The organism is Streptomyces sp. KR80, from assembly GCF_052245555.1.
Lineage (GTDB): Bacteria > Actinomycetota > Actinomycetes > Streptomycetales > Streptomycetaceae > Streptomyces.
In genome coordinates, this window is record NZ_JBQQCD010000007.1 from 159104 (window position 1) to 184391 (window position 25288).

Consider the following 25288-nt stretch of genomic DNA (forward strand, 5'->3'; position numbering starts at 1 on the left):
TCCTATGGCTTCGCGGGCACGGTGAGCCGGCCCTCGTTGATGATGACGTCTTTGCCGGTGAGCGTGATCTTCGCGCCGGCGCCGTTGGCGATGATCACCGTCTCCTCGGTGATCCGGATGTATGCACCGTCCTTGGCCTGCAGCAAAATGCCGTGTTCGAGGCCCGGCACGTCCGACATCACGATCTTGTGTGCCCCCGGAGTCTGAACGACGACGGGCTTGAACGGCGACGCCTGCTGGAGCTCCGCCTGTGCGTCCGGCGGGAGTTCGTCGGCGGCCCCGTACCAACACCCGGTCCAGATCGGAAAGCTCGGGTCGCCCTGCTCGAACTCGACCCAGACGCCAGCGCCCGGCGGCGGCACCACGAACTGCCCGGCCTGGGGCCCGGTGAAGGGCAGGCAGGGCAGGGCCCAGGTCGAGGTCTCGTCCCCGAGCACGTCGGGGACCTTGACGGTGATCCGGCCGATCCTGAGCGGGTCGTTGTTGTCCACCACCCGGCCGCGGAACTTGCCGGGGAAGCGATTGATGGGTGCCGCCATACTCAACTGCTCCTGTTTTCCATGACGTTGCTTCTGCGGTGGCTGTGGGCGGGCTAGGGGCGGACGGTGGTGCTGCGGGCGATGAGCCCTTCACGTGAGAGCGTGAAGTTCTGGTGGTAGGAACCGGGACGGAGATTGTGGGTGACCGACTTGACGTAGTAGTCGCCGTCGTACGTCAGGCCGGCGCCGCGCACCCCGACCAGCTCGCGGGGCCGCAGGATGTACCCGTGCCGGGTGACGTCCAGCGAGCCGGAGCCGGAGATGGCGTCCGCGGAGAGCGCGGCCCGCGCCAGGAGTTCGGCCTGCGCCTGCTCCGACTCCTTCTTCGCCGTACCGGACAGCGTCCTGCGCTTGAGCGCGGGGGTGCCGCGGCGGCCCAGCGGCGGACGCAGGGGGCCGATGTCGGGCTGCGGCAGCAGCTGCGTGTCGCGGGTGGCGGGGTTCTGCACGCGCGCCTGCGGCTCTTCGCGCGCGGTCCCGTCGTACGCGAACGTCAGCTGGTCGACGGTCGAGTTGACGTCCATGTTCACGTTGAGGGCGTGTTGGCGCTGCCCGATCCGGGCCTCCGGGCCCCAGACCGCGGTGGAGTGTCCGGGCCGTGGCCCGGGTTCGAGGTAGAAGGTGTAGCCGTTGGCCTGGGCCAGCTCGTTCACGTACTGCAGGTCGGTACCCGTCTGGTAGTCCACGCGTAGCTGTTCGCGGGGCGGCTGCTCGACCTTCTCCCGGAAGACGCGGGGCTCGATGCCATAGTCGGCGTACTTGGCGAGGATCCGCGCCACCCGCTGCGACGGCCGCAGATTCGGATACCGGTCCGTCCGTTCTTCGAGATCCAGGAGGAGCGTCAGGTCCTCACCGGTGACGGTGAGCGTGGAGTGCCCCGGCTGATTGCTCGCGCCGACCTCCTGGCGCACGATGAGTCCGTCGAGCAGGACGCGGGCGGTCCCTTTGACGCTGACGGTGAGGATGACGCGTGTCTTGGGGTCGAAGAACCCCTCGGGCAGCAGCCGCCGGGATATGGCCCCTTGCTTGGTGAGGTCGAAGGCGAGCTGGAAGCCGCTGCGTTCGCCCGCGGTGGCGGTGATCTGTGCGGACAGCAGCGCCTCGGTGACCTCGGAGGGGACGGGCCGGGTGAGCTTGGGGCCCATGTAGAGGGTGACGTGGATGGGGCCGCGTCCGACGGGCTGATCAGGCATGGCGGGCTCCGATGCCGCCGGTGCCACCGATGCCCGCGGTGCCGCCGGTTCCGGCGGGGAAGCCGCCGGCGTGCGGGATCTCGATCTCCTGGCCGGCCTCGTCGGTCAGTTCTCTGGGGTCCAGCACCGGATTGGCGTCGGCGATCTGCCACCACTGCGTCGGGTCGCCGAAGTACCGCTGGGCGAGGAGGTCGGGCCGCTCACCGCTGCTGACGGTGTGCGTTGCACTCTCCTCGGCGGCTGCGTCGAGCGGCGGCAGCAAACGGCGCTTGGTGTACCGCACTTCGGTGCCGTCGGGCTGCCGGTGCACTCCGATCTCGGCATCGTGGTAGCGACTCGATCGCGGGTAGGGGTGTGCGCCGGGGATCGCGTCCAGCGCGTTCTCGTACGGCTCGATGTCTGCCATGTCCTGTGCTCAGCCCCTCCTCAGCCCGGCATTCCGCCCGGCGAGCCCCAGCGCGGCGAGCCCGCCGCCCCTCGCGGCTCTGGCCAGCCGCTCCTTCTGCGCGAGATGCGCCATGTACAGATCGGCCCCGCGATGCCCGGCCGGCAAATCGCTCACGCTGAGCACCTTCATGCCGATGCTCAGCGAGGCTCGTATCGGATTCAGATTCACGTCGAACGCGGACTCGTTGATGGACAGTTCGGTCAGCCGCACGGGCATGACACGCTTGCTGCCCCAGGTGAAGAGGGTCAGCGGCATCTCGATCGGACTGATCTCGATGGTGCCCTTCTTGGTCAGCCGCGAGGCCTCTTCGAGCTGCGCGGTGGTCGGATGTACGAGCATCTCGAGCGTCGCGAGCTCGGGGTGAATCCCGTCGGGCGAAGCGACTTCGAACTGATCGGTCGCGTCGATCTCGGCGGTGAACTTCCAACTCTCCTCAGCGGGCCCTTTGAGGCGCAACGCCTCATTCCGATCCCCTCCACTGCCCCCGCCTCCACCGCCGTCACCACTGCCGCCGGCGGCCTGGGGCGCGAGCGAACGCTCCAGCGTGTCCGGGTTGAACTGGAGGATGATGATGCGCTGCGGGGTTCCGCGCTCGGGGTCGACGACGACGATGCCGGAACGGATGGGCTTGGGTATGTCCGCATATCTGGTCACTGGGTGCCTCCTGTTTCTCCGAATGCCGAAACAATGCTTTCGGCGCGCATACGGAGCCAAGCCTCGGAATCCCCATGGGCGACTTCGCGGACCGCAGGGACGAATTCTTGGTAGCCCGTATACGAAACGGCCCACAGTCCGGCGAGTCGGATTCGTGAGTCCTCGTCAGTGAGCGACGTCTGGATTCGGATAAAGCAGCCATGGGTCAGCTCCGGGGGTGCGGCCAACCCGATCCTGAGTGTGAGCCTCCCGCGTTCGACCGGGTCATCCTCGCTGTCGAACCGTTGGTAGAGCTCCTCAAGCTGCCACGGCTTCAATGACTCGTGCACCTGTGTGATAAATGGTGTCACGGTTTGCTCGTCCGGTCCGGCCAGCGTGACGTACCCGATTCCGGATGTCGCATCCACGATGTAGTGCAAGGAGATCCCGGAGGGAGACTGCCAAATCATCTGGCCGTCGGTACCCTCAGCCTGATTTCTCGTAGTCTCGTACGCCAACGGCCAGCCGAGCGTGTCAGCGAAATCACCGACGTCGTTCCAATGTGTGTCCGGGTGCAGCACATAGCGGTGTGTGCGGTAATTCGGCTCGATCATTCGCTCTCTCCGGGGCCTTGCTGGGCTACTGGCGCCTGGTGGCGCCATACATCTCTCGAACTGTGTCTTCGATCTCGTTGAAGATCAGTTCTTTGATCGCTCGTTCGCGGTCCTCGGTTCCCACCACGTTCTTCCTCTTGAGCGAGGCTTCTACCTTGCTCTCTATGTTGAATTCCTTCATCCAAGCAGATACGGCCTGTACGTGCCGGTTTGCCAGGCGGTTGGCGTCGTTGAGAGGCCTTCGCTCTCTGTTTCGCCGCCGTCGGGCATCATCCTCAGTCTCGCCATCGAGGCGGTGTTGAATAGCCGCTCGTTCTCCGGAGATCGAGCGCTGACCCGCCACGTCCTCATTGAGGATCTCACCGGCTCGCTCGGATCCCTTGAACGCCGCAGGTATCTCGAGGAAGGTCCTGGTCAGTCGGGCTGGGGAAGCGCCGTTCTCCCGAGCATTCTTGAGCCGCTTCACGACGAGGGCGTTCGTGATGAGCGCCATCGGGTCCCGGTCGACCTCCTGGTTCCCGACGATCCAAGCCGTCTTGAGCAGGTTGACTCGCTGAACTCTGGAGAGGCTGCTGGACTGCGGTTTCGCGCGGAAGTGATTGTCCAGATAGTTGACAGCCTCCGGCCAGTTATTCTGCGCCGTGAACTCGTCAGGGATTCCGAGAATCCTGTGTTTCTCTCCGGTTTCCTTGTCCTGTTTGTTGGCCGACTTATAGGCGTGAGCCGACTGCTCTTCCCGTTTGATCCCCTCGCCGGTAACAATCTTGTTTGCGGCCTTGGGGCCGGTCTGCTGACGCCGTACTGCCGGCGGAGTGGCGGGGGTTTCCGCTTCCGCGGACGACCTTGTGGGCTGTCCTTCGTCGAAAACGTTCATGACCTCTTGTTCCTGCGGGCCCAATGGAGTGGCGTTTCGGGTGACGCGTGAGACAGCAGGAGGTGGCGTGGGGGCGTTCACGGTGTGCCGCGGCACGACACCGGGGACCTTAGGCGACAGCTGTACGTTCTGGCTTGCCGCAACCATATTCGGATCAGATTCGAGCCTACTTGCCAAATCGTGCAGGAATGTAAGTAGCTCGCGTCGGGGAATAGTGATCCCCAGCGCCTTGAGTACTTGCTCCTTCGGGTTGAGGGTGGCTTCGATTCCGAACCGTTCGCCCGCCTCGGCGGCAAGACTGGTGAGTCTATACCACGTCCGCATGGCGGTAAGTGCCGCACCCAGCACGGGGCGCGGAGTGCCTTTGGCGAGCATTCCGCCAAGACGAGGCTTGATACGGGCAACGATCTTTTGGAGACGGGCTTCCTTGGACTCTTTGGTCTTCTCGTCCTTCTTGCGCTTGTCCTGGTTCTGCTTCTTCTGGTCCGTCTGCTTCTTCTTGTGGTCGCGCAGGCGGTCGCGCTTCTTCTTGAAGATGTTGCGCAGCTTGGACGCGCTGTTCCTCATGGCCTTGCCCGGCTTGCTCTTCTTGAGCTTTCTGCCCAGCGTCTTTGCTGCGTTGCGGACCTTTTTCAGGGCGGACTTGACGGCCTTCTTCGCCTTGCTAAGGGCGTTGCCCAAGGGGGACTTCGGCTTCTTGGGCTTGGTGGGCTTCGGGCCCTCGATCTCTTTCTTCTTCTTGGAGGGCTGGGGCGTCTTGTCCTTCGTGGCGTCCGGGGACTTGTCGGGCGTCCTGTCCTTGGAAGGACCGGGACCCTTGTCCGGGGTCCTGTCCTTCGCCGGGTCCGGCTTCGTGTCCTTCGGCTTCGCCGGCGTCGGTTGCGGCTTCGGAGGCGCCTTCGGCGTAGGCGCGTCCTTCGGCTTCGGCGGGGACTTCGGGTTCGGGGAAGGCTTCGCCTTCGGCTTGGGGGCCACCGGCGGCTTCCGCAACGCCTGCTTGGCGTTGCGGATCGCGCCGCGCGCCTTGTTGACCGCCGTGCCGGCGGCCTTCTTCGCGCCCTTGCCCGTCTTCTTGAGGCCCTTCATGATCTTCTGGGCCATGGCCTTCAGGCGCTTGCCGACGCCCTTCGTCGCCGCGGAGAGGCGGATCATCAGGAAGTTGGCGATGAAGTCCAGCAGGGCGACGATGCCTGCCGCCACCGCCTCGGCGAAGAGGCAGGCAGCCGGGCCGGCCTTCACCGCCTTCAAGTACGCCCAGAACTTGCTGAAGGCGGAGAGGATCGAGCTCAGGCTCTGCCAGGCCGCCATCAGGCCCTGAACGATGGTCAGGATCGCGCCCGCCGCGGGGACGATCATCGAGACGACCTTCTCGATGACGATCGAGGCGATCATCATCGGCAGTGACGCGATGATCGCGTCCCACGCCATCTTGCCGATCTGCTTGATCGAGACGCAGCCCTTCACCAGGGCGTTGATCACCGCCTTGCCCAGGCCCAGGATGCCCTCGACTTTGGCGTCGAACCAGCGCTTGACGCCCGTCTTGATGGCGCCCCAGAGATGGTCGGTGATGCCCGTCTTCGCTGCGCTGCCGGCCTTCTTCAGCCAGCCGCCCGGGTCCGGGGCGATGTCGGCGACCAGCGCCGCGAACTTGCCCAGCGCCTCGATCGCCGCCTGCGCGAACTTGATCGCGCCCAGGATGACCGCCTGATAGATCTTGATGACGGCCTTGATGCCCGCCTCGAGGACATCCAGCAGTTTGTTGAGGCCTGCTGCTAGCGCGTCCAGCAGCGCGTTCACGGCCTTCTTCAGGCCGTCCGCCAGCTTGTTCACCGCCGCGATCGCCTTGTCGCGCAGGCCCTCGATCGCCTTGCGGAACTTGTCTCGCAGTTCCGGGAACGCCGCCAGCAGCACGTCGCCGATTGCGATCAGCGCGTCCGCCAGGACGTTGATCGCCTTGATGGCGAGGTCGCGCACGAAGTCGATCGCCTTGTTGGCGAACTCCTTGAACTTGTCGATGATGCCGTTGACGGCCGCACGCGCGGCTTCGAAGACCTTGGTGACGGCTTCGAGAAGCGCGCTGAAGAAGCCCTTGACCTTGTCGGCGAGCCAGCCGAAGAAGCCTCCGGAGGGTTTCTTCTCCTCCTTCTTCTTCTCGGCCTCCTTCTCCGCGTTCTCGCGCTCCGTGTCGATCTGCTGGTTGTCCTTGTCCTTCCGGTCGCCGACCTCCTTGTCCTTGTCGTCGCGGGCCTTGACGATCTCCTTGTTCTTGGCGGTGTGTTCCTTCTCGGACTTCTTGTCCGCGTCCTCGATCTTCTTGTCCTGCTCGGAGCGCCAGTTCTCCCGCTCGCGCTGCGCCTCCTGAGCCGCCCGGCCGCGCTCGGTCGTCTGCTTCTCGGCGTTCTGCGCGACCTCGCGGTCGATCTCGGACTGCTTCTCCTGCTTGGCCTGCTGCTCGCCCTGCTTGTGTTCCTTCTCCTTGGCGACCAGATCGCCTTGGGCCTGGCCTGCGGCCCCTTGAATCTCCGAACCGCGCTCCTGCTTGGCGACCGCGCCCACACCCGGCTTGGGCGCCGAGCCCGCCTTGATCTCACCGCCACCCTTGCCGCCGGCGCGGCCCGTGGCCTTGCCCACGAGCTGCTCCTGGGGCGCGTCGGGGAAGATCTGGTCCTCGCCCATCGGCTTGGCGACGTCCTCGCGCCCCGTCTTCTGGATCTCGGACTGCTTCTCCTTGAGCGCCTTGGCCTGGTCGTCGGTGCGCTTGGGGTCGCTGGCGCCCTCCAGTTTGATCTTGGGCGCTGGGCCGACCGTCTTGTTGCGCAGCTCCGGGTCGACGGTCGGGACGGCGTCGGCCGCAGCCTCGACGTTCTCGGCCTCGTCGGCGCTGAGCTCCTTCGCCACCGGGAGCGGTGGCGAAGGAGTGTTGTCCGTGGGCTTCTGGCCCTCGGCCTTCTCGCTGCCCTTGGCCCGCTGCTTCTCGCCCTCGTTCTCCGGCCCCAGCTTCTCGACCTTGCCGGTCACCTGGGGCGCCGGCGCGGCAGCCTCGGGCGGGGCCGACTGCGTACGCGGCGCACCCGAAGGACGCTCCCGCTTCGGCGGGTTGGCGTCCAAGCGCTGCTGTTCCTCGCCGATCTTCTTGTCCGTCGCGGCGTTCACACCGGGCATGGCGGCTGCCGCCTGGTCCGGCGCCAGCTTGCTGACCGTCTGCACCGCGGCCTTCGGGTCCTGGCCCGAGACGTCCGGAGGATCCTGCTGCTTTTCCTCGGGCGCGGCCTCACCGCCGCCACCGCCGCAGCCGCCCTTGCCTCCATCGTCCTTCTCGGCCGCGGGCTCCGGCGGACCACAGCCGCCGCCGTCCTTCTCCAGTGACGCTTCCGGCTTGGCCTGGGTGCCTTCCGGGGCGGGGGCGCCCATCGCCCCCGGGTTCTCGGCCTGTTCGCCCGCCGGCCCCACCGCCGCCTGTGCGACGGACGGCGCGGCGCCCGGACCTGCTGCGGCCGTCGGCCCCGCCGGTTCGCTCTCGCCGACCGTGCCACGGGGTGCCGCACCGGAGCCGGTCTCCTTGGGCACCTGGCTCTTCGGCCCCGCCGCCTCCCGCTCGGACTTGGGCGGCTCGGCCTCGCGCCGCGCGGCGGGGGAGGGGTTGCGGTCCTCGGCCGGGGTCTTCTGCGGCTGCGCGCCTGCGGGGCGCATCGCCGCCGGTCCCGGCGGCGAGCCCGAGGAGGCCTCGGCCGCAGGCCCGGCCGGCTTGTCCGCGGCAGCGCCCTGCGGCTGCCCGCCTTCGCCCCGCTGTTCCTCCTGCCGACCGCGCTCGCTCAGCTCCCGCCGTTCGTCCTGCGCGTCCTTGGCGCCCCGCTTCTCCTCGCCGTCAGCAGAGTCCTCGTCCTTGTCGTCCCCGGCGAGCTTGGCGGCCTTGGCGCCGTCGTCGTCCTGTTCCTGCTGCTGGGCCGGGTCCTGTTTCTCGGCCTCCGGCTCCTGCTGCTCCTTCTCCGCGGTCTCCGGATCGGGCCCGACCTCCTGATCGGTCGGCTTCTCCGGCTGCAGGTCCTTCTCACCGCGGTCCTGAGCCTCCGCAGCAGGACCGCCGTCCGGCTTGGGGGCCTCGCCTTCGATCGGGCCCTCGTCCTCACCCGGCGCCTTCGCCTCCGGACCTGCGGCGTCCTCGTCCTCCTCCTGGGACTCCTTCTCCCGCTCCTGCTCGACCCGTTCGGCCTTGGTCGGCGGCGGCGTCGGAAAGCTGGGAAGGGAGGGCTCCGCCTCGCCCGGCTGCATCTGGTCCGCGGTCGGGACGGAGGACAGGTCCAGATCGGCATCCGGCAGGTAGTCCTCGGGCTTCAGCTCCGTCTCGCCCTTGGCAGCACCGCCCTTGTCGCGCTCCCGGTCCTCCTCACCACCGATCTCGTTCTCCGCGCCCGCCTCCAGCCCGAGCGGCTTCTCCTCCTCGCGCGGCTCGTCCTCGTCCTCGTCCTTCTCGTGCAGGCCGTGTTCGGACAGCGCGCTGTCCCGCTCGTCTGCGCGCTCGTCCACCTTCTCCGGGCGTACGGGACCGGGCTGCCCCTTCGCCTTCGGGTCGACGTCCTCCTGCTTCGACCCGTCGGCAGGTTTCTTCGCGTCGTCCTTGCGCTTGCGCTTGTCGGCGCCGGGGGTGTTCGCCTGCTCGGGGTCCTGCTCCTCCCGATCGCGCTGCGCCTTGCGCTGCTCCTTCGCCTCCTCGGCGCCCTCCTGTTGCCCCTGCGCCCGCTCGTCGGCGGCCTGGTCGACGCGCTGCCGGTCTTGGCCCTGCTTCTCCTCTTCCTGCTGTTGCTCCTGCTCGGCCCGCTCGCGGGACTGGGCGCGCTCGTCCTCCTGTTCCTTGCGCCCGGCGGCCTCCTTGTCCTCGGCTGCCGCGTCGGCGCTCGCCCTGCTCTGGTCGCTGCCGCGCTTCTCGTCCCGGGCCTTCGCCTCGTTTTGCTCCTCCCGGGAGTCCTCGGCCTGCTTCTCCTTCGACCCCCGCTTGCCCTCCTCCTTGCGCTTCCACTGGACGCGCTCGACACCCAGCTCCTCGAAGAGGTCGATCTCGGGCGCGGGCACCTCGGCCGTGTGGAAGCCGATCGGGGTGGCCTCCGCCTCCTCGGCCAGGTCGAGGAGGCGGTCGTACTCGGGCGTAAGCAGCCGTGTTTCCAGCTGGTCGAGTACGGAGTCCTGCAACTGCGGCGAGAGCCGGGCCAGTTCCCACCGCACCCTGCCGGACAGGTCGTGGGGGTCGCCGCGCAGCGACCGCAGTACGCCGTTCGCCAGACGGTCCACCAGAGTCGCCGGGTCCAGCTTCTCTGCGCGTGAGCGGTCCGCGTCGACGGTGGCGTAGCGCAGCCAGCCGGGTGTCGCCTGGCCGGGCTCCACCTCGCCTTCCTCGGGCCGTACGGCGATCTCCGCCGACGGATCCGCAGACTCCCGTACGAGATCCTGCGCCGCGGACTCGGCCTCCTGCTCCATCGCCTGCTGCGGCAGGCTCACCGCGCCCAGATCCCGGCCTGCCCGCAGCGCGCCCAAGCCGTGCGGGTTCTGCACCGTGTGCAGCAGCTCGTGGGCGAGCAGCCGTTGCCCGTCCGCCGTACCTGGACGGTACGCCCCCTCGCGGAAGAAGATGTCCTGGCCGACGGCGACCGCGTCGGCCCCCAGCAGTTCGGTGAGCTGCCCGGCGTCCCGGTCGGTGTGCAGCCGGACCTGGCTGAAGTCGTGCCCGAGCTGCTCCTCCAACTCCCGCCGCACGCTCAGATCCAGTGGTTGCCCCGCGCCGCTGACGATGTCCTTCGGCTCGGGCGTACGGGCCTTGGCGGCGCGCTCCTTGCGCTTGCGACGCTTGTTCGCCTGTGCGGTCTGGGTGTCCTGTGCCGAAGCGTGAGACGTGCTCATCGCGACTCACCCCGTCCCGCAAGACCCGCGTGCACTGCACGAGCCAGTGCCTCGCCCAGCCGTACGGGAGACGTGGTCGCCGGCAGCGGCGGCAGTCCGGCGAGCCCGTCCAGCGCACGGCCGGTGCCGTCCGCCGCCAGCGGCACGCCCCGCTCCCGTACGAGCCGGGTCAGCTCCATCTGGAAGGCGGCCGTGACGCGGTCCGGATCGACCCGCGGGTCGAAGCCGTCCAGCACCAGTTCGCCGATGTCGATACGGAAGGAGTGCGGCGCGGACGGTCCCGTCTCCGCAGGCCCGCGGGCGGCGTTCCTGGCCTCGTTCAGACCCATCCGCGGACCTCCGAGGGCGTCAAGGAGCGTTCCAGCTTGAGGTATTCGGTACGAGCGGCGGCCAGCATGTGCCGCATCTGCAGCGGGTCGCCCTCCTCGGCGGCGAGGAAGGCGCCGGAGAGCGCGATGTTGCGGATCGAGCCGCCCGCGACGGTCAGCTGTGCCAGCAGCTCGGGGTCGACGTCCTTGACCGGTGCCTGCGGCGGCAGCACCCGGCGCCAGATCTCGGCGCGCTCGTGCTCGGCCGGGAAGGGGAAGTCGACGACGAACCGGATACGGCGCATGAAGGCGGAGTCCAGCGCCTTCTTCATGTTGGTGGTGAGGATGGCCAGGCCCCGGTACGCCTCCATGCGCATCAGCAGGTAGCTGACCTCGAGGTTGGCGTACCGGTCGTGGCTGTCCTTCACCTCGCTCCGCTTGCCGAAGAGCGCGTCCGCCTCGTCGAACAGGAGCAGGGCGCCGCCCCGCTCGGCCGCGTCGAAGACCTTGCGCAGGTTCTTCTCCGTCTCGCCGATGTATTTGCTGACCACCTGCGACAGATCGATGATGAACAGGTCGAGGCCGAGCTCCTTGGCCATCACCTCGGCCGCGAGGGTCTTGCCGGTGCCGGAGCCGCCCGCGAACAGCGCGGTGACGCCGAGGCCGCGGCGCAGCGTGCGGGCGAAGCCCCACTGCTGGTGGACGGTGGCCCGCTGGCGCACATGCGCGACGATCTCGCGCAGGATGCTCGTCTGCCGCTCGTGCAGCACGAGATCGTCCCAGCCGGCCTCCGGCTCGATGCGCCGGCCCAGCTCGTCCATGCCGATGCGCGCTTCGTGGAGCCCGGCCCGCCAGGCGAGCCCGGCGACGTCCAGCTGGTCCTCGTCGGCCAGATCACGGTGTACGGCGGCGGCAGCGGACCGTACGACGTGCGGGGGCAGCTCGAACTGCGCGACGAGCGACCGCAGCTCGCCCTCGCCGATCTCCGGAAGTTCCGCGAACGCGCCCGCCCACAGACCGAGTTGCTCTTCATCGTCCAGGCGCGGCACGGTGACGCGCGCGCCGCGCGGCCGGTCCGTCTGGCGCGGATCAGGACTCGATACGACGAGGGGGACGCCGGCTCCGGCGATGAACGCCTCGGTGGCGGCGTGCTGTTCGCGATCCAGCTCCCCGACCTCCAGCAGCAGCGCGGCGGGCAGCAGGATCGCCTCCCGCTGCCACAGCCGGGCGAGCCGGTCCCGCTCGGCGGCGTCGGTGGGAACGTCCTCCGCACTCATGGAGTACAGCCCGAGCCCGGAGCGCGCGGCCGCGGCGGCGGCGATATCGGCCCGGGTCCGCAGATCTCCGCCGACCAGCTCGACGAGGAGCGGCGCGTCCGGCCGCGAACCGGCCGCCCAGCCCGCGGCGACGCGGTTCGCGGCCAGGTCGTACGAGGGGGGCAGCTCGTCCGGCACGGTGGCGCGGCGCAGCTGCCCGTGCAGCCGGGCGTCCAGATAGGGCGAGCCGAGCAGAAAGTGCAGGATGCGCTCGTCCAGCCGGAGCCGTGACGTGGTCAGCCGCGTCTCGTCGTCCAACTCGACCAGCCGCCAGCGGCGCAGCGGCGCGACGGGGGTGAGCGCGCTCCAGTGCGGTTCGGCGAGCGCGGCGAGCGCGAGTGAGAGCGTGGGGTACGCGCGGTCCGGATCGCCGCTCGCCGCGGCACAGCGGCTGCCGGTGCTCGGATCCAGCTCCGCTGCGGCGGCGAGAAGGATCACTTCGCGCTCGAAGCTGCTGAGCCCGAAGCAGGTGACGAGCGCGTCGAGCGCGACGGGCCCGACCGTCGCGGCGTCCGCTTCGCGGACCCCGGACAGGGCCGGGACCGGCTCCCCGCCCTGGCCACGCCCGCCCGCGCGAGCGGACCGCCGCCCCGCGGCGTCCGCCGCCGGGCGCGGCCCCGGACCTCCGTCGGCCTCGCCTCGGGCTGGGCCGGTGGTGCGTTGCGACTCGCCGACGGGCGCATTGAACTCGCTGCCGGAAGGCGGATGTTCGCCACTCCCGGTGGCGTCCGCGTGCCCCGCGCCCGCACCGCTGCCTTGCAGGCGGACGTGGGCGGCGCGTTGTGCGTGGGCGTCGATGCGGGCGAGGACGGACCGCACGGCCGCGGCCAGCGCCCGGCCGTCCGCAGCGGCGCCCGCCGTGACGGTGCCGCTTTCGGCCCCGGTTTCGCTGAACGTGCCCATGCTTTCACCCACCCCCGTCTCTCCCACCGTGCTCAGTTCTCCTTGCCCTCAGCCCCGTCGGCGGACGTGCCGGACCGGCCGGCGCTGCGCCGCGCGGTGCTGGTGCCCCCCGACGCCTTGCGCGTACGCGCGTGCGGGGCGGCCGACTTGGCTCCGGAGCGCTTCTTCGCGGGCTGGGCCACGGCCTCGGCGGCCGTCTCGGCGCGCTCCGTCGCTGACCTCCCCTCCGCCCGGCTGACGCCCGTACCCGCCGTTCCCGCAGCTTCCGCAGCACCTGCGGTGCCCGCGGTGGACGGCGAGTCGTTCGCGGCGGCTGATGCTCCGGTGCCGGCGCGGCCCCGCCGGGCAGTGGCCTCGGTGCCGGAAGTGGGCCCCGCGTCCGTCCCACCGGGCTCCTGGGTCTCCGGTCGCTTCGTCCCGACGCCGCCACCCTTCGTCGACGTTCGCTGGTTCCTCGCTCCCCGCTCTTCGCCGCCTTCGGCCTTGGCTCGCCCTGCGGCACGCTCGCCGACGGCCGCGGGACCCGCGACCGTGGCTGTGGTGCCTCGGCCGTCGGTCGCGGAGTCGGCGTCGGCACGGCCGGAGGAAGCGCGTACGGCTCCGCCCGATTCCGCCCCTGCGGAGTCCGCCGCGCGGGTATCCGCCGACGTCGCGCCGTCCGGTGCGGTCGTCGGCGGCTCCGGTGCTCCCGGGGCGCCGAACGGCAGTACGCGGACCGTGCGTTCGCGCACCGGCGTGGCCGGGACCGGCTTCTCGCGGCCCTCGATGAGGACGAGCGCCGCCTGGTAGACGACCGACAGCGAGTACGGCGTCTGGTGCAGCATCCCCCAGAGCTTCGACGTCTCGTCGACGTCCATCACCGTCGGCGAGAAGCGCACCTTCTGCGGGGACTCCGCCAGGTCGCTGCCCGCCAGATACGGCCGCTCGGCTGCCGCCTCGATCACATCCTTCGGCAGGATGGGGATTTCGTGCAGCGTGCGCACCACGGAGCCGATCAGCCGCTGGCCGACCAGCTCCGACTCCTCCCCGTACGCGCTGATCAGGAAGTGCAGATCCAGTGCCGCGGCCGGGCGTTTGAGCAGGGTGCCGTCCGATGCCCGGGTCACCAGGTCGTTGTTGCGCATCGACGGGTTCGGCGTGACCTGGTAGAGGAAGACCGTGATGGTCGGATCGGTGGGCGGATCGGTGTAGGGCTTGCGGGTCTCGACGGAGACCGCCATGTCGATCTCGGGTTGCAGATTGTTCCCGATCAGCAGCGCCAAGGCTTGGGTGACGTGCGCGATGGCGAGTGCGTTGCTCATGAAGTCGGGCCCCCGCTCAGGCAGTTCACACGGTTGCTGCGGTTGATGCCGCTTGTGCCGCTCATGACGTCAGTTCCTCTTCTCGCCGCGCGTAAGGAAGTCGTCCAGGCTCATCGCGGGCGCGCGGCGCCCCGAGGGCTCGGAGCGGGCGCCGGCCGGGCGGTTCGCGCCTGGCCCGCCGGCGGCGCTGACCTCGAGCCGTCCGATCTGTACGTGCACGACGCGCTCGGCGGGTCGGCCACCCCGTCGTGCAGCCGCGGCCCGTGCGGCCCCCCGCGCCGCCGTCGCGTCCGCAGCGCGGGGCCGCGGGGGCGCGGGGGCGGCCAGGGGCGCGACGTTCCCGTCCGCAGGGGCGGGCTTGGGTGCCGAGGCCCACGGGGACGCGTCGGCGGCGGGCGACGCGGCCCGTCGTCCGGCACGTGGCGCTTCGGGCGGGACGGACCGCAGCAGGGGAGTGACCGGTGTGGCGGGGCGCAGCAGCGGCGCCGCGGTCCGCGCTGCGTCGACCACGGGTCGGTCCGGCTCCTCGCGCGGCACCGCCTCGGTCCGTACGACGGTGTGGCGATCGGTCCTGATCTCGCGCTCGTGCCGGACCAGAGCGCGCGCTGGAACGTCCGGTCGGGGCGCGGCCGGGAAGAGGGGCGCGGGCTCGTCCGGCTGCGGCGGGTCCGCCCGGAGGGCCTCGACCCGCTCGAACGGGCCGGGCAGCCGGGGCCGCACGCGCACCGCGGTGCACGACGCCTGAGGGGCGTGGCGCGCCAGCAGCCGGTCGAAGTAGTCAGGCATCTGCGCACAGCTCCAGGTAGTAACGGCGCCGCAGCGGGCTGAGCGCCAGGATCTCCGGCTCGCTCCAGCCGTACGCGGTGGCGAGCAGGTGGACGTCGAGCATCAGGTCCCGTGCCCAGGCGTCCAGTTCGGTCCACAGGTGGGTGGCGATGTCCAGCTCGGCCGGGGTGGCCTCGCCGCACTCCGGGCAGGCGATGTTCAGCGTCACCGCGGCGGCCGGGTCGGCCCGCTCGGCGGCCTCCGCGAGCAACCGCTGCACGGAGTCGGGCAGCTCACGCAGCCGGTCCGCGGGAACCGGCCGGCCGTCCCGTACGGCGGAGATGACGCAGCGCTCGAGCAGCACCTGTCGGGCCGCGGCCCGCGCGGTGCCGACCGCGTCTTCGCCCGTCCCGGCCGCCGGATCAGCGGTACGGGCCTCGGCGGTACGGGCCGCCGCGGTGAGGTCGGCGACGGTGGGCAGCCGGAACTCGACCGCCCAGCCGTCCGCCACGACCCGCAGCGGCTCATCGGACCGCGGCGGTCGCCCGGCGGCCTGAGGACCGTCCAGCGCCTGGGCAGCGAGCAGTTCGCGTGCGTCGACGTCGAACTCCATGCCCTCGCCGCACGCCCCGCACTCCACCAGCACCTGCATCCGGTCGCCGAACAGCGCCCGGCGCAGGCCCAGCAGATCCGCCTCCCGCTCGCCGGCCGGCACCGACAGCAGTGCGTCGGTGCCGGCGTCCGGCCGGGCCGCCCGGTGCAGCAGTAGGGCGCGTTCCGGGGCCGGGTGAGCCAGCCCCGCCTCCCAGGTCGCCAGCAGCTCCGCGGGCCCCGTGTACGCCATTCCTCACCCCGCCCCGGGCTCAGGCGGGATGGGTGAACGAGGGCTCGGTGGGTTCCGGCACCTCGTAGTCCCGCTCCCAGCCCTCGCACTCGAGCTTGAGGCTCTGGATCGCGACCGCGTTGGCGTTCGCGTCCAGCTCGCCCAGCACCTGGTACTCGCTCGGCCAGGTTCGGTAGAGCTTGTGCGAGACGGCCACCTGCCCGGCCTCGTTGAGGACCTGGATCACGATGTCCTTGCGGAAGTCCGCGAGCGAGACCTCGGAGCCGAGCCCGGCGCCCACCTGCCAGACCTTGTTGGCCCAGCGGTCGAACTCGGGGTCGTGGGTGACGCCGCGCTCGAGCGTGATGCCCTCGAACTCGGAACGGCCCGGGGACTTGCGCGGCGAACTGGGGTCGCCGCCGTGCCGGTGCTTGACCACCTCGGTGGTGCGCTTCAGCGGGCTGATCTTGCTGATGCCCGCGACCGTACGGCCGTCCCAGAGAACGAGGAACTTGAAGTTCTTGTACGGGTCGAAGCGATGGGCGTTGATCTGAAACTCAGCCATCGGGTTCCTTCGGATTCCTAGAGCTCGAACTGTCCGGCCAGCTGCTGGATCTTGACGATCACGAACTCCGCAGGCTTGACCGGCGCGATGCCGACGATGACGTTGACCACCCCGCGCTCGATGTCCGCCTCGGTGGTGGTGTCCTTGTCGCACTTGACGAAGTACGCCTCGCGTGGCGTGCCGCCCTGGAAGGCGCCCTGCCGGAAGAGGGTGTGCAGATACGCGGAGGCGTTGAGCCGGATCTGCTGCCACAGCTGCTCGTTGTTCGGCTCGAAGACGACCCACTGCAGGCCGCGGTGGAGGCTCTCCTCGACGTGCAGCGCGAGCCTGCGCACCGGCACGTACTTCCACTCGCTGTCGAGCGCGTCCGCGCCCTCCAGGGTGCGCGCGCCCCACACCAGCGAACCCACTGCGGGCAGGGTGCGCAGGCAGTTCACGCCCAGCGGGTTGAGCAGCCCGTTCTCCCGGTCGGTCAGCCGCACGGTCAGCGACCGCACCCCGGCCAACCGGGCCTCGGTGCCCGCCGGTGCCTTCCACACGCCGCGCTCGGCGTCCGTACGCGCGATGACTCCGGCGATGGCGCCCGACGGCGGGAAGGAGCGCAGCCGGCCGGTGAGCGGATCCGTCAGCTGGATGTGCGGGAAGTACAGGCCCGCGTGGTTGCCGCGCACCGGCTCGAAGGCGGCGAGCCCGGCCCGCGCGGTGTCGACGCTGACCCAGGTGGCGGGCGAGTCGACGAGGAGGAAGATCCGGCGTTCCTGGCACAGCCGCTGCGCCGCCGAGATCACCGTGATCATGTCCTCGGTGGACTCATACGCAGCCAGCTCCGGGATCGCGAGCAGGTTGACGTCGTCGACGTCGCGCAGCGCCTGCAGGCCGGTCTTGCGGGCCTCGCTCCCGATGAGGTCGCGGGGGCCCGGCGGGTCGCCGTCCACGCCGCCGCTCAGCGGGAAGACCGGCGGATTGACGGACGCCTCCAGACCCAGGTCGTTGGCGCATTCGCCGACGAAGCGGACGACGTCCTCGGGATCGGTGGACCCGGCGACGACCTGGAGCCGCCGGCCGAAGGCGGTGACCTCGGCGCCCGCGAAGGCCCGTTTGCCGGGGGCGTCGGGCAGGGCGCGCAGCTTGCGCTCCAGCAGCAGGGCCAGTTCGGTGACGGTGCTCGGCGGCTCGCCGTCCTGGTCCGGGTCGTACAGCGTGAAGTCGCGCTCCACGTCCCCGATCTTGACGGTGAGGTCGACGGCGAGATCGGGCAGTTCGGCACCGAACGGCTTGGAGACCGTGCCGGACGGGTCGGGCCGGTCCTCTTCGAGGGCCTCGACCCGGATGAGCGAGGAACCCGCGTTGATCACGGTCTCGACGAAGCGGCCGTGGCCGGGGCGCATGGAGACCCCGGTGTACGCCTCCCGGGCTGCGCCCTTCGCGTCGAAGACCTGGAGGTTGAACGTCTCGTCGGGGCATGTGGTGTCGTAGTCGACGGCCACCCGCAGGCCGTTCCCCCAGACGCCGGGCTCCTTGGCGTGGACGGTCAGCACCGGGCACTCGCTGCGGCCCTCGGTGGAGTCGAGCGTGACGCAGGCCTCCTTGCCGGAGCCTGCGGCGGCCACCCGGACGATCACTGCGACGGTGCCGCCGTTGCCGAAGAACTGGTGCACGGCGTAGCTGACCGCGCTCTGGGAGCTCAGGCCCCCGAAGCGGCGCTCGAACTCCGCGAAGCTGGTGACCCGTACGGGGCGGCCCAGTGGGCCACGGCGGGTGTGTCCCACAAAAGCGGTCACCGAGGTGGTGACCGCGGCGATGGTGCGGACGCTGCTGGGAAGTTCCTCGATATAGACGCCGGGATAGCCCGTTTGCAGCGGCATTCCCCCTCCTTTCCCTTCGCGCATCAAGAGATTCGAGAGATGAGGAGGGGACGTGAAGGGATTGCGCGCGCCACTGCCGATGGGCACACTTTCTTCACCCGGAGTTCCCCCGTCGCACACCCCGTGCGACCTCGGTACCGCACGGTCAAGCGCAGTGGCTTGTGGCTCTTGATGCATGAGTGCCACACCGAGTCTTCAGGCCCGGTCATGTTCGGGTCAAGGCGATATTCCGGTCATCCCGCCTCAGTCGACCGGCGCCGAATTCGTGCCGCTTATCGCCGGTGATTACGGGTTTGACCGGGTTAAATAGCGGACTTAATAGACGCTATTCGCGATGGTGATGAGGCTCACGCGAATGGATCAAGCCGAACCGCCGAAGGCCTCGGCGCGCCGGTTTGCGGTCCGGCGGATGGGTTGATCTGCGGAATCTGTGGCGCTATGCGAGGGAAGAGCGTTTCGTTCCTACTTGCGGAGGCATGGGCCATGCGAGCGACGCCCGCGCCCCCGCTGTGACCACCATCACCGCTCGCATGTGACCTGTGTTTTAGGGCGGTCGCTCCGACGGGGATAACCTGCGGGACGGACATGCCGCGTACTCGGCCATCGTGTGCGCCTCCGTTGTGACCGCGTCGTCACGCTGCCCGTAGCGGCACGCCCACGCAGACAACGAACCGCTCATCTCCACGACAGCGGTATTGAAGCGGTATAGAGACGCAAAGGGACGGACGCGCGTGGACCTGTTCGAGTACCAGGCGAGGGACCTCTTCGCCAAGCACGGTGTACCGGTGCTGGCCGGTGAAGTCATCGATACGCCTGAGGCGGCGCGCCAGGCGACTGAGCGTCTCGGCGGCCGCGCGGTCGTCAAGGCCCAGGTCAAGACCGGCGGCCGCGGCAAGGCCGGCGGCGTGAAGCTGGCCTCCGACCCGGCCGACGCGGTGGAGAAGGCCGGTCAGATTCTCGGGATGGACATCAAGGGCCACACGGTCCACAAGGTGATGCTCGCCCCGACCGCCGAGATCGCGGAGGAGTACTACGTCTCCTTCCTCCTCGACCGCACCAACCGCACCTTCCTGGCCATGGCCTCCGTCGAGGGCGGCATGGACATCGAGGAGGTCGCGGCCACCAAGCCCGAGGCGCTGGCCAAGATCCCGGTCGACGCCATCGAGGGTGTGACCCCGGAGAAGGCCGCGGAGATCGTCGCCGCCGCCAAGTTCCCGGCCGAGCTCGCCGACCAGCTGGTCGACGTCCTGCAGCTGCTGTGGAAGGCCTTCATCGCCGAGGACGCGCTCCTCGTCGAGGTCAACCCGCTCATCAAGTCCGGCGCCGGCAAGATCATCGCGCTGGACGCCAAGGTGACGCTGGACGGCAACGCCGAGTTCCGCCAGCCGCACCACGCCGACCTCGAGGACAAGCTCTCGGCCAACCCGCTCGAGGCCGCCGCCAAGGCCAAGAACCTCAACTACGTCAAGCTCGACGGCGAGGTCGGCATCATCGGCAACGGCGCGGGTCTCGTGATGAGCACCCTCGACGTCGTCGCGTACGCCGGCGAGGCCCACGGCAACGTGAAGCCCGCCAACTTCCTCGACATCGGCGGCGGCGCCTCCGCCGAGGTGATGGCCAACGGCCTCGAGATCATCCTCGGGGACCCGGACGTCAAGTCCGTCTTCGTCAACGTCTTCGGCGGTATCACCGCGTGCGACGCGGTCGCCAACGGCATCGTCCAGGCCCTGGAGCTGCTCAAGTCCAAGGGCGAGGACGTCACCAAGCCGCTCGTCGTGCGGCTGGACGGCAACAATGCGGAGGTCGGCCGCCAGATCCTGACCGACGCCAACCACCCGCTCGTACAGCAGGTGGACACCATGGACGGAGCGGCCGACCGCGCCGCCGAGCTGGCTGCTGCGAAGTAAGAGGGACGAGGACACCGACAACCATGGCTATCTTCCTCACCAAGGAAAGCAAGGTCATCGTCCAGGGGATGACCGGGTCCGAGGGCCAGAAGCACACCCGCAGGATGCTCGCTTCGGGCACCAACATCGTCGGCGGTGTGAACCCGCGCAAGGCCGGCACCGTCGTCGACTTCGACGGCACCGAGATCCCGGTCTTCGGCACCGTCCAGGAGGCCATCGACAAGACCGGCGCCGACGTCACCGTCATCTTCGTCCCGGAGAAGTTCACCAAGGGCGCGGTGATCGAGGCCATCGACGCCGAGATTCCGCTGGCCGTGGTGATCACCGAGGGCATCGCGGTGCACGACACCGCCGCGTTCTGGTCGTACGCCCAGGCCAAGGGCAACAAGACCCGGATCATCGGCCCGAACTGCCCCGGTCTGATCACCCCGGGTCAGTCCAACGCGGGCATCATCCCGGCCGATATCACCAAGCCGGGCCGGATCGGTCTGGTCTCGAAGTCCGGCACGCTGACGTACCAGATGATGTACGAGCTGCGTGACATCGGCTTCTCGACCTGCGTCGGCATCGGCGGTGACCCGATCATCGGCACCACCCACATCGACGCCCTGGCCGCCTTCGAGGCCGACCCCGAGACCGACCTGATCGTCATGATCGGCGAGATCGGCGGCGACGCGGAGGAGCGGGCCGCGGACTTCATCAAGGCCAACGTCACCAAGCCGGTCGTCGGCTACGTGGCGGGCTTCACCGCGCCCGAGGGCAAGACCATGGGCCACGCCGGCGCCATCGTCTCCGGCTCGTCCGGCACCGCTCAGGCGAAGAAGGAGGCCCTCGAGGCCGCGGGCGTGAAGGTTGGCAAGACGCCGTCCGAGACGGCTCGGCTCGCGCGCGCCGCGCTTGCCGGCTGACGCGTTCTCAGCTGCGCTGAGCTCTTCTGAGGGTGTGGCCCGGACCAGATGGTCCGGGCCACACCCCTTTCCGCGCCCCGCCCTGCGAGTCCGTGGACTCGCAGGGCGGGGCCATGCCCGGACGGGACACCCCCTCCGATCCCGTCCCCGGCACTACGCACCCCCAGCCGCACCCGGGAACGACGCGCAACCCTGCGCGGGGGCCTCCGTCTCGTACGAGGCTGCACGCCGGTAGCCGGGGGAGGAACGATTGCCCACAACCCGGTGGGTCAGCGGGTCTCGGGCAGCAGCGAGCCCTGCCGCGGCACGGGGCGCCCGGCCTTCCGCTGCGCGGGGCCTTGGCCGGACCGGGCATCGACCCGGTCTTCGTGGCCCGGCTCCCGCCGGTCCGGCTTACGGCTCTCCCGCCCCTCCTCCATCTGGGTCACCGGGGACGCGGTGGCCACCGACTCGCCGGGCGCCTGGGGCGCGCGGTAGCCGTCGGGCCGGACCGCCGCGACGAATGCCGTCACCACCGCGATGAGTGCGGTGAGCCCGAGGGCACCCCGCGTCCACCAGCGCGTACGGCGCTCGCTCCCGAGCCGTACCGCGTCCGCGGGACGGGTGCGCACGGGCTGCGCGGCGATGAGCTCGCCGAGCATCCGGCGCAGCGCCTCGTCCTGTTGCGAGGGGGACACGCCGCGCAGCTCCGGCAGCAGTTCGGCGACACAGGCCCGGGCGTGCGTCACCCGGCCGACGGTGGCCATCGCGCTCGCCTCGCACTCGGCGGCCGTCTCGGCGATTCCGAGACCGAGCCCGTCGTGCAGCAGCAGCGCACGGCGGTACGAGGGCGGGAGGGCGACGAATGCGGCCGCCAGCGCGGGGTGGGGTCCGGCGTCCGCCAACGGGCGCTGCCGGGCCGGAAGCAGCCGGTGCCACGGCGCCAGCGCGTACTCGTACGCCGCCGCGCGGACCCACCCGGCCGGGTCTCTGGCCACGGCCACCCGCGGCCAGCGCTGCCACGCCCGGTGAAAAGCCCGCTCGACGGCCCGGTACGCGAGACGCTGCCGTCCGGTGAGCAGACGGGTTTGCCGTACGAGGCCTGCGGCGTGCTCCGTGTAGAGCGCGTCAAAGCCGCGGGCCGCCCTGGACGCCACCTGGTGCGGCTTCGGTGTGCGGGGCCTGCGCATCCGGCCGGGGCTCCGGCGTCGTCCGCGCGACATCATGTCGCTCCGCCCGGACCGGTGCCGGACGAGAAGCCGGACCGTGCGGGCCATCTGGTGCTCCACTGCGGCAATGAGTGCATAACCACATATTGACGACACGACAGCCATTCAACGCTGCACGGACGAATGGTGTGTTGTTGGCAGCATGGCCCTGTGACACACGTGACCGAATGGACCGATGACCGCTCGGCGTCGTCCACCCCCGGCCAGGAAGGTCCGGAATTCCGGGAGTTCCGGGCCGCACGGCAAGGCGGTGACGGTCCGCTCCGCGCCCCGGCCGCCTCCGGAGAGGGGATGCTCGGCGGAGTGGTGGCCGCAGCGCTCGGGCTCGGGACGGTGACCGTCGCCGTACTCCTGCTGTGGATCACCACGCCGTACCCCGACAGCGGGCCCAGCGGGGCACTCCACGTCGCGGCAGGACTCTGGCTGCTCGCGCACGGTGTGGAGCTGGTCAGGGCCGACTCTCTGACCGGTGTCTCCGCGCCCGTCGGCGTCACGCCCCTGCTGCTGATCGCCCTGCCCGTGTGGCTGCTGTACCGGACGTCCCGATACACGGTCGAAGCGCGTGAGGACCGGAAGGGCACGGCCGGGCAGCCGCCGGCAGGTCCCACGATCGGGTGGCTGAGCGCGGGTTACCTCCTGGTCGGCGTGGTCGCCGTGCTCTACACCTCCGGCGGTCCGCTGGGCGTCGACGTGTTCAGCGCGCTGCTGCATCTGCCGGTCCTGGCGATGGGTGCCGCGGCGTACGGGGTGTGGGTGGCTCTCGAGTGCCCCTGCGAACCGCTGCCGCCGCTTGCCCTGCGGGCGCTCGACCGGATTCCGGACGGCGTGCGATCCGTCCTCACTCTCCCTCGTCTCACGGTCGCGCTCCCCGGCGCCGGGGCCGGCACGGCCGTCCTGCTGGCAGGCGGTGCCCTGCTGGTCGCGGTGTCGCTCGCCTGGCACGGCGTCACGTCCTACGAGTCCCTCGGGGAACTCACCCGGCCGTGGTCGGGGCGACTGTCGGTGCTGGTGCTGTCCCTGACTCTGGTCCCGAACGCGGTCGTCTGGGGAGCGGCGTACGGCCTCGGTGCCGGTTTCATGCTGGGCTCGGACACCTGGATGGCACCCTTCGGCGCACCAGCGCCCCCGGACCTGCCGTACTTCCCGCTGCTCACCGCGATCCCCGGACCGGGCCCGGGCGGGCCGCTCACCTGGGCGGTGCTGGTCGTACCGGTCGCGGCGGCGGTCGCCCTGGGGTGGTTCACGGCCTGCGCGGCGGTGCGTGCCGACCTGGGGTGGCGGGACACGGCGGCGGCAGCGGCGATCGGCGGCGCGGGCTGCGCGGTCGCGATGGCGCTGCTTGCCGGGGTGGCGGGCGGTTCGCTGGGGACGGGAGCTCTCGAGGAGTTCGGCCCCGCCTGGTGGCTGACGGGTGCGGCGGCGCTCTTCTGGACGACGCTGGTGGGGACTCCGGCGGCACTCGTCCTGCGATGGTGGTGGATGCGCAGGCGGGAGCGAGCGGCGGAGGCCGCGACCGAGGGCCACGCCGGCGGCCCCGGCTCGTGGCTGCGGGGTGGCCTGGCGAAGCCGGGGCATGTCTGGCGGAGGGTCTGGGGGAGTGCCCTCGGACAGCCCCTGTCACAAGGGTGGTTCCGGCTCGGTTGGTTGCGCTGGCCGGCGGGGGTGGCCGCCGGCCACGCCGCGGCGGCCGCCTCCAAGGCCGCGGCCGCGCTCTCGCATCGCGCGGGCGCGATCCTTCGCGTGCGCACCCCGTGGCCGAAGCGGTCGGCCGAGGCCGACGAGCCGACGGACGGCGGTCCCGAGTGCTCGGGGGAGGACGGCGGTTCCGAAAGCCCGCAGGGGGACGCTGATCCCCAGGGTTCAGGAGGGGACGTGGATTCCGGGCGCTCGGGGGAGCACGTTCAGTCCGAGTGCCCCGACGGGGACGTCACTCCTGCGTGCTCAGGAGCGGCCGCAGTTGCTCCGGCAGAAGCTTCTCGCACGACTGACGGGACGGCTGAGTGAGGGCGTCCTCCACGCAGGCGTAGTAGTCGCGGTAGACGATCTGGAACGTGAAGGTGGCCGCCACGATGGCCAGTGCGAGGCCGCCGGTGACCAGACCGCTGACGGCCGACGTCGTCTGGGGCCTCGAGTTCCCGGCGGGACCGGCCCCCGGACCCGCGCCGGGGCCCGCCCAGGGAGTCCTGCCCTGCCTGCCGGGCTCGGCGCCGCCCTCGGTGGCCGCGGCGTCCGCCGAGCCGGCGCTCGTACGGGCCGGCTTCCCGCGCAGCGAGCTGACACCCCAGTACATGGCCAACGCGCCCAGCAGCAGCGCGATCTCCGGCAGGCTGAACAGCGCGAAGAAGAAGCCCCACATGCCCGCGAGCAGGGCGTAACGGGCCCGCCGCTGCAGCGGGTCGGTCGGGTCCCAGCGAAGCCCGCCCGGACCGCCGTTCCCGTCCGGCCCCTTCCCGCCGTTCTGCCGCCGGCCGCCGCCCGGGCCCGTACCGAAGTCGCCGTCGTGGCGGCCGGGCTGGCGGCTGCTCCACTTGCCACCCCAGTCCGGCTGCTGGTCCCGGCTGTCGGGCCCGGCATGGTCGCCGCCGCCGGGGTCGCCGTCCTGGCCGTCGGGCCCGGCTTCGTCGGGGCGGCCGTGGGCGCTGTACGGGGAGCGAGGACGCCAGGGCTGGTCCGGCCGGTCCTCGGGCGGCGGCGCGAAGGGGTTGTCCTCGCTCTCCGGGGGCCGGGACGCAGACGAGGACGATCGGCGCTCACGCAGCAGCGGCTCGGCGAGCGCGCGCTCGCGCGACGACGTCGACGGCATCCGCAGCATCGTCGACGGGACCCGCAGCGGCACCGTCGCACCTGGCAGTGCCGCGGGCCCGGGTCCCCCCTGCCGCGGATCGACGTCCCCTGGCCTGCGGCATGGGGAACCCCAGGACGGTGCCGTGGGCAGCGGAACGCTGAGGGCCGCGCTGCGGCGTCGGTCCGGCATCTGGAGTGTGTCTTCCCCTTGTGTCGTCGTCCCGCCCTCCCCTACCCGGCAAGACGGTTCCCTGTCTCAGACGCTACCTCCCGCGCCTGCCCCCGTCCCATGGGGGCCGCCGGGTGTGCCGGTATCGTTGCTGACGGTCTGCGGCTTCGTAGGGTCTTCCGGATTCCGGGATCCCCTCGCTTGTACGACCCTACGATCCGAAAAGTTCCGAAACCCGCCCAGAGGGTCCTTCCCCCACCTTCGGCTGGGGGAGGC

Annotated in this window: 18 protein-coding genes; 3 read left to right on the forward strand and 15 right to left on the reverse strand. The window is 70.5% G+C overall.

All coding sequences use genetic code 11. From position 1 onward, the window contains the following. Nucleotides 1-2: 2 nt before the first annotated feature. The 13 genes from ACTWQI_RS13295 to ACTWQI_RS13355 all read right to left on the reverse strand — a co-directional run bounded on the left by ACTWQI_RS13295 (nt 3) and on the right by ACTWQI_RS13355 (nt 18036). Nucleotides 3-539 (reverse strand): phage baseplate assembly protein V, encoded by a 537-nt coding sequence (locus tag ACTWQI_RS13295; RefSeq protein ID WP_443270153.1) that lies wholly within the window; start codon nt 537-539, stop codon nt 3-5. A 53-nt stretch (nt 540-592) separates the two neighbouring features. Continuing rightward, nucleotides 593-1732 (reverse strand): hypothetical protein, encoded by a 1140-nt coding sequence (locus ACTWQI_RS13300; protein ID WP_443270155.1) that lies wholly within the window; start codon nt 1730-1732, stop codon nt 593-595. Beyond that, nucleotides 1725-2138 (reverse strand): LysM peptidoglycan-binding domain-containing protein, encoded by a 414-nt coding sequence (locus tag ACTWQI_RS13305; RefSeq protein ID WP_443270156.1) that lies wholly within the window; start codon nt 2136-2138, stop codon nt 1725-1727. Before ACTWQI_RS13305 ends, ACTWQI_RS13300 begins: the two co-directional genes overlap by 8 nt. 9 nt (nt 2139-2147) lie before the next feature. Further along, nucleotides 2148-2834: a hypothetical protein gene (locus tag ACTWQI_RS13310; protein ID WP_443270158.1), complete on the reverse strand. Its 687-nt coding sequence runs from the start codon at nt 2832-2834 to the stop codon at nt 2148-2150. Beyond that, nucleotides 2831-3427: a HEAT repeat domain-containing protein gene (locus tag ACTWQI_RS13315; RefSeq protein ID WP_443270160.1), complete on the reverse strand. Its 597-nt coding sequence runs from the start codon at nt 3425-3427 to the stop codon at nt 2831-2833. The genes ACTWQI_RS13310 and ACTWQI_RS13315 overlap by 4 nt, the downstream gene beginning before the upstream one ends. 25 nt (nt 3428-3452) lie before the next feature. Further along, nucleotides 3453-10190: an eCIS core domain-containing protein gene (locus tag ACTWQI_RS13320; RefSeq protein WP_443270162.1), complete on the reverse strand. Its 6738-nt coding sequence runs from the start codon at nt 10188-10190 to the stop codon at nt 3453-3455. Beyond that, a complete protein-coding gene (locus tag ACTWQI_RS13325; protein ID WP_443270164.1) occupies nt 10187-10519 on the reverse strand; it encodes a hypothetical protein in 333 nt (110 codons plus the stop codon). The genes ACTWQI_RS13320 and ACTWQI_RS13325 overlap by 4 nt, the downstream gene beginning before the upstream one ends. Then, nucleotides 10510-12717 (reverse strand): ATP-binding protein, encoded by a 2208-nt coding sequence (locus tag ACTWQI_RS13330; RefSeq protein ID WP_443270333.1) that lies wholly within the window; start codon nt 12715-12717, stop codon nt 10510-10512. The genes ACTWQI_RS13325 and ACTWQI_RS13330 overlap by 10 nt, the downstream gene beginning before the upstream one ends. Before the next feature lie 32 nt (nt 12718-12749). After that, nucleotides 12750-14018 carry a Pvc16 family protein gene (locus tag ACTWQI_RS13335; RefSeq protein WP_443270165.1) on the reverse strand — a complete coding sequence of 423 codons (1269 nt, stop codon included), beginning with the start codon at nt 14016-14018 and terminating at the stop codon, nt 12750-12752. Nucleotides 14019-14087: 69 nt separating this feature from the next. Then, nucleotides 14088-14804 (reverse strand): hypothetical protein, encoded by a 717-nt coding sequence (locus tag ACTWQI_RS13340; RefSeq protein WP_443270167.1) that lies wholly within the window; start codon nt 14802-14804, stop codon nt 14088-14090. Then, on the reverse strand, nt 14797-15627 hold the full coding sequence (locus ACTWQI_RS13345) for a T4 family baseplate hub assembly chaperone (protein ID WP_443270169.1): 831 nt from the start codon (nt 15625-15627) through the stop codon (nt 14797-14799). The genes ACTWQI_RS13340 and ACTWQI_RS13345 overlap by 8 nt, the downstream gene beginning before the upstream one ends. Before the next feature lie 19 nt (nt 15628-15646). After that, a complete protein-coding gene (locus tag ACTWQI_RS13350; RefSeq protein WP_443270171.1) occupies nt 15647-16171 on the reverse strand; it encodes a phage tail protein in 525 nt (174 codons plus the stop codon). Nucleotides 16172-16188: 17 nt separating this feature from the next. Next, entirely contained in the window at nt 16189-18036 is a 1848-nt protein-coding gene (locus ACTWQI_RS13355; protein ID WP_443270173.1) for a phage tail sheath family protein, read from the reverse strand. 731 nt (nt 18037-18767) lie between these two features. Here ACTWQI_RS13355 and sucC point away from each other — a divergent pair. Both sucC and sucD read left to right on the forward strand, forming a co-directional pair. Beyond that, nucleotides 18768-19943 carry an ADP-forming succinate--CoA ligase subunit beta gene (sucC, locus tag ACTWQI_RS13360; RefSeq protein ID WP_443270175.1) on the forward strand — a complete coding sequence of 392 codons (1176 nt, stop codon included), beginning with the start codon at nt 18768-18770 and terminating at the stop codon, nt 19941-19943. 23 nt (nt 19944-19966) lie between these two features. Further along, nucleotides 19967-20851 (forward strand): succinate--CoA ligase subunit alpha, encoded by an 885-nt coding sequence (gene sucD / locus ACTWQI_RS13365; RefSeq protein WP_443270176.1) that lies wholly within the window; start codon nt 19967-19969, stop codon nt 20849-20851. A 269-nt stretch (nt 20852-21120) separates the two neighbouring features. Here sucD and ACTWQI_RS13370 read toward each other — a convergent pair whose 3' ends face one another. Further along, nucleotides 21121-22107: a hypothetical protein gene (locus ACTWQI_RS13370; RefSeq protein WP_443270177.1), complete on the reverse strand. Its 987-nt coding sequence runs from the start codon at nt 22105-22107 to the stop codon at nt 21121-21123. Between the two features lie 102 nt (nt 22108-22209). On the opposite strand from ACTWQI_RS13370, the gene ACTWQI_RS13375 reads away from it, so the two are divergent. After that, entirely contained in the window at nt 22210-24063 is a 1854-nt protein-coding gene (locus tag ACTWQI_RS13375) for a cell division protein PerM (RefSeq protein WP_443270179.1), read from the forward strand. Here the strand turns inward: ACTWQI_RS13375 and ACTWQI_RS13380 are convergent. After that, on the reverse strand, nt 23987-25033 hold the full coding sequence (locus tag ACTWQI_RS13380) for a hypothetical protein (protein WP_443270181.1): 1047 nt from the start codon (nt 25031-25033) through the stop codon (nt 23987-23989). The two genes, ACTWQI_RS13375 and ACTWQI_RS13380, sit on opposite strands and share 77 nt — an antisense overlap. Nucleotides 25034-25288 lie beyond the last annotated feature (255 nt).

Coding starts and splice junctions, on each gene's coding strand:
- ACTWQI_RS13295 (WP_443270153.1), bottom strand. CDS start 539: ATGGCGGCACCCATCAATCGCTTCCCCGGCAAGTTCCGCGGCCGGGTG.
- ACTWQI_RS13300 (WP_443270155.1), bottom strand. CDS start 1,732: ATGCCTGATCAGCCCGTCGGACGCGGCCCCATCCACGTCACCCTCTAC.
- ACTWQI_RS13305 (WP_443270156.1), bottom strand. CDS start 2,138: ATGGCAGACATCGAGCCGTACGAGAACGCGCTGGACGCGATCCCCGGC.
- ACTWQI_RS13315 (WP_443270160.1), bottom strand. CDS start 3,427: ATGATCGAGCCGAATTACCGCACACACCGCTATGTGCTGCACCCGGAC.
- ACTWQI_RS13320 (WP_443270162.1), bottom strand. CDS start 10,190: ATGAGCACGTCTCACGCTTCGGCACAGGACACCCAGACCGCACAGGCG.
- ACTWQI_RS13325 (WP_443270164.1), bottom strand. CDS start 10,519: ATGGGTCTGAACGAGGCCAGGAACGCCGCCCGCGGGCCTGCGGAGACG.
- ACTWQI_RS13330 (WP_443270333.1), bottom strand. CDS start 12,717: ATGGGCACGTTCAGCGAAACCGGGGCCGAAAGCGGCACCGTCACGGCG.
- ACTWQI_RS13335 (WP_443270165.1), bottom strand. CDS start 14,018: ATGAGCAACGCACTCGCCATCGCGCACGTCACCCAAGCCTTGGCGCTG.
- ACTWQI_RS13340 (WP_443270167.1), bottom strand. CDS start 14,804: ATGCCTGACTACTTCGACCGGCTGCTGGCGCGCCACGCCCCTCAGGCG.
- ACTWQI_RS13345 (WP_443270169.1), bottom strand. CDS start 15,627: ATGGCGTACACGGGGCCCGCGGAGCTGCTGGCGACCTGGGAGGCGGGG.
- ACTWQI_RS13350 (WP_443270171.1), bottom strand. CDS start 16,171: ATGGCTGAGTTTCAGATCAACGCCCATCGCTTCGACCCGTACAAGAAC.
- ACTWQI_RS13355 (WP_443270173.1), bottom strand. CDS start 18,036: ATGCCGCTGCAAACGGGCTATCCCGGCGTCTATATCGAGGAACTTCCC.
- sucD (WP_443270176.1), top strand. CDS start 19,967: ATGGCTATCTTCCTCACCAAGGAAAGCAAGGTCATCGTCCAGGGGATG.
- ACTWQI_RS13370 (WP_443270177.1), bottom strand. CDS start 22,107: ATGGCCCGCACGGTCCGGCTTCTCGTCCGGCACCGGTCCGGGCGGAGC.
- ACTWQI_RS13380 (WP_443270181.1), bottom strand. CDS start 25,033: ATGCCGGACCGACGCCGCAGCGCGGCCCTCAGCGTTCCGCTGCCCACG.